Below are 3,367 nucleotides of genomic sequence, written 5' to 3' on the forward strand. Positions count from 1 at the left end.
AGCCCGCCCCGGCGGGCGAGCGCGAGTCGAAGAATCCCTATTGCGAAGCAGATTCTCCGCCAGCCTTCCTCGGCCCCGGTTTTCCTAGCGACTAGCGACCGGCGACTAGTGACTTACCAGCGGCGACGTTTTGAATCCTCCCCCTTCCGTTATCATCCATTACCCACGATGAAGATCGGCATCACCTGCTACCCCACCTACGGAGGCTCCGGTGTCGTCGCCACCGAGCTGGGCATGGAGCTTGCCGAGCGTGGCCACGAGATCCACTTCATCACTTACAAGCAGCCCATCCGGCTGAACGCGCAGCATCCCAACATCTATTTCCACGAAGTCGACGTTTCCAATTACCCGCTCTTCGAGTTCCCGCCTTACGACCTCGCGCTCGCCACGCGCATGGCGGAAGTCGCCGAACTGCATCAACTCGACTTGTTGCACGTGCACTACGCCATCCCGCATTCGGTCTCGGCGATGCTGGCGCGCCAGATGCTCGCCGCGGCCACGCCGCCGCGCCGCTTGCCCTTCGTCACCACGCTGCACGGAACGGACATCACGGTGGTCGGCGCCGACCGCTCCTATCTCCCCATCACGCGCTACTCCATCGAGCAGAGTGACGGCGTCACTGCCATCTCCAACTACTTGCGCGAGCGGACGATCAACGAATTCGAGATCCAGCATCCCATCGCGACCATCTACAACTTCGTCAACTGCGATCTCTACATGCGCTACGTCGACGCCAAGAAGGCGCGCCGCGAGTACGCCACCGACGACGAGCGCGTCCTCGTCCACCTCTCGAATTTCCGGCCGGTGAAGCGCATCACCGACGTCATCGAGATCTTCGACCGCGTGCAAAAGAAGCTGCCCGCCAAACTCCTGATGATCGGGGATGGTCCTGACCGCTCGCAGGCAGAGTGGCTCGCGCGCCGCAAGGGCATTCAGGACCGCGTCCACTTCCTCGGCAAGCAGAACGAGATCAACCAGAGACTTCCCATGGCCGACCTCATGCTCATGCCCAGCGAGCTCGAGTCTTTTGGATTAGCCGCGCTTGAAGCCATGGCGTGCGAAGTCCCAACCGTCGCCACCAACGTCGGCGGCGTGCCCGAGGTCATCGAACACGGCGTCACTGGATTCCTGGCCGCGGTGGGAGACGTGGACACCATGGCGGGCTACGCCATCGACATCCTGTCCGACGAAACCAGGTTGCGTGCGATGGGAAGGGCCGCGCGCGCCGGCGCGCAATCGCGCTTCTGCGCCTCGAAGATCATTCCGCAATACGAGGACTTCTACCGCTCCGTGCTCGAGCGCGCTTCATAGATCACCGTGGCTGCGTTCGCCACCGGTCCCGAGTCGAGCTGCTCCAGCACCGGGAAATCCAGCGTGACCCTCGTTCCCCCTTGCCCGTCACGCTCGCCGATGGTCAGCCCGGCATTCTCTCCGTAGAGCACCTTCAACCGCTCCGCCACGTTCGCCATCCCGATACCCGATTTTGAGGTCGCCGCCGTTCCCGTCGGCGAAACGCCCACGCCATCGTCTTCCACTTCGATCATCACGCGCTCGCCGCGCAGGCTGCTGCGCAGCGTGATGCTGCCACCCTCCACCCTCGGCGCCAGCCCATGCTTGATCGCATTCTCGACGATGGGTTGCAGGATCATGGCCGGCACCACCACGTCGAGCGATGCCGGGTCGAGCTCCTTCGTCACGCGCAGCTTGTCGCGCCCGAAGCGCACCACTTCGATGTCGAGATAGTCGTCGATGAACTCGATCTCCTCGCGCAACTGCACGAACGCCTCGTTGCGGCTCAGGATGCGCCGGAGTATGTTGGCCAGCTTCACGATCATGTCGCGCGCTGTCTCCGGGTCCACCCGCGTCAGCGACGAGATCGAGTTCAGCGTGTTGAACAGGAAGTGCGGATTGATCTGGCTCTGCAATGCTTCCATGCGCGCCATCAGCAGCAGCCGCTCCTGCTCTTCCAGCTTCATCTCGATGCGCGTGAGGTTCCAGATCTTCAGTGGGATAGCCACCACCGCGATGGTCGTCGCGTAGTCGGCCAGCAGCACCAGCCACTGCGTGCGTGGGATGTCGAGATAGAACAGCATGCCGGGAAAAGAACGCCCGAGCTGCTGCTGCGCGAATGCCAGCGCGATGATCACCAGGAAGAATGAGGTCTGCCAGTCCAACCGCGGCTTGCGGATGTTGCGCTTGATCCAGCGATACACGCTGACGTCGAGAAAAGGCGAGAACGACCAGATCTCTTCGTGGTCGGTGGCAAAGTTGCGCAGCATGCCGCAGAGGAACCCCACCGCCGCGAAGAACGGCATCGCCAGGTATTCCTGGTTGAGGAGCGCCGGCGCTCCCACCAGCACGCCGTAGAGCGCGCCCGCCAGCGGCCCGCCCATCACGCCGACGATGATCACGCTCTCGAACGAGATGTCGGCGGCCAGGAAGTTGCGCACGTTCTGGCGCACGATGATGCCCAACCCGATCGGCACCGCCATGAACGAGATGAAGCCTACGGTCTGCGCGAAGGTGCGGTCTTCGCGGAAGAGCAGGCGCTTGAACTCCTTCGACCGCCCCACCGCGCTCGCCACCGCCGCCGCCACGCCCAGCTTCACCAGCAGCGTGATCAGGATGAGTTTCTGGTCCATTGCCGCTCACTTTAGCATTTATCTCGCGCAAACATGATTTGTCATTCTGAGCGAAGCGCGAGCCCGTCCCGGCGGGTGAGCGCCAGTCGAAGAACCCCTATCGCGACGCAGGTCCATTCAAACGCCCGCGCATCGCTATAATCGTGACATGGTCAAGAAAGTCGCCGAGGCCGTCTTCCCCACACGCTGGGGACAGTTCCGTATCCTCGGCTTTGAAGCGGCCAACAAGGAAACCGCGGTGGCATTGGTCATGGGCGACCTCGCGAAGACGCCGCCACTGGTTCGCATCCACTCGCAGTGCCTCACCGGAGACGTCTTCGGCTCCCTCCGCTGCGATTGCCGCCAGCAACTCGAGCTCGCACTCTCCGCCATCGCGACCGCCGGCGCCGGCGTCCTCGTCTACGAGCAGCAGGAAGGCCGCGGCATCGGCCTCATCGCAAAGTTGCAGGCCTACGAGCTACAGGACCAAGGTCGCGACACCGTCCAAGCCAACGAAGACCTCGGCTTCAAAGCCGACGAGCGGCTCTTCGCCCTGCCCGCCGAGATCCTGAAATCACTCGGCCTGAAGGAAGTCCGCCTGCTTTCGAATAATCCGGACAAGGTCGCCGCGCTCGAACGTGCCGGCGTGAAGGTGGTGGAGCGTGTTCCCTGCGAGGTTGAAGCCCACTCCGCCTCGGAGAACTACTTGAAGACCAAGAAAGAAAAGCTCGGCCACCTCTTCACTA

At 62.8% G+C, this 3,367-nt stretch carries 3 protein-coding genes; 2 read left to right on the forward strand and 1 reads right to left on the reverse strand.

The window, feature by feature from the left end:
- The first annotated feature begins 168 nt into the window (after positions 1 to 168).
- Positions 169 to 1,311 (forward strand): N-acetyl-alpha-D-glucosaminyl L-malate synthase BshA, encoded by a 1,143-nt coding sequence (bshA, locus tag M3P27_07345; protein ID MDP9268128.1) that lies wholly within the window; start codon positions 169 to 171, stop codon positions 1,309 to 1,311.
- Here the strand turns inward: bshA and M3P27_07350 are convergent.
- Positions 1,281 to 2,642, reverse strand: a complete 1,362-nt coding sequence (locus M3P27_07350) for a histidine kinase (GenBank protein MDP9268129.1) — start codon at positions 2,640 to 2,642, stop codon at positions 1,281 to 1,283. The two genes, bshA and M3P27_07350, sit on opposite strands and share 31 nt — an antisense overlap.
- A 148-nt stretch (positions 2,643 to 2,790) precedes the next feature.
- Here M3P27_07350 and ribA point away from each other — a divergent pair.
- The coding region (ribA, locus tag M3P27_07355; GenBank protein ID MDP9268130.1) for a GTP cyclohydrolase II at positions 2,791 to 3,367 on the forward strand (577 nt) is incomplete at its 3' end.

Source organism: Acidobacteriota bacterium, from assembly GCA_030774055.1.
Taxonomy (GTDB): Bacteria; Acidobacteriota; Terriglobia; order Terriglobales; family Acidobacteriaceae; genus JACPNR01.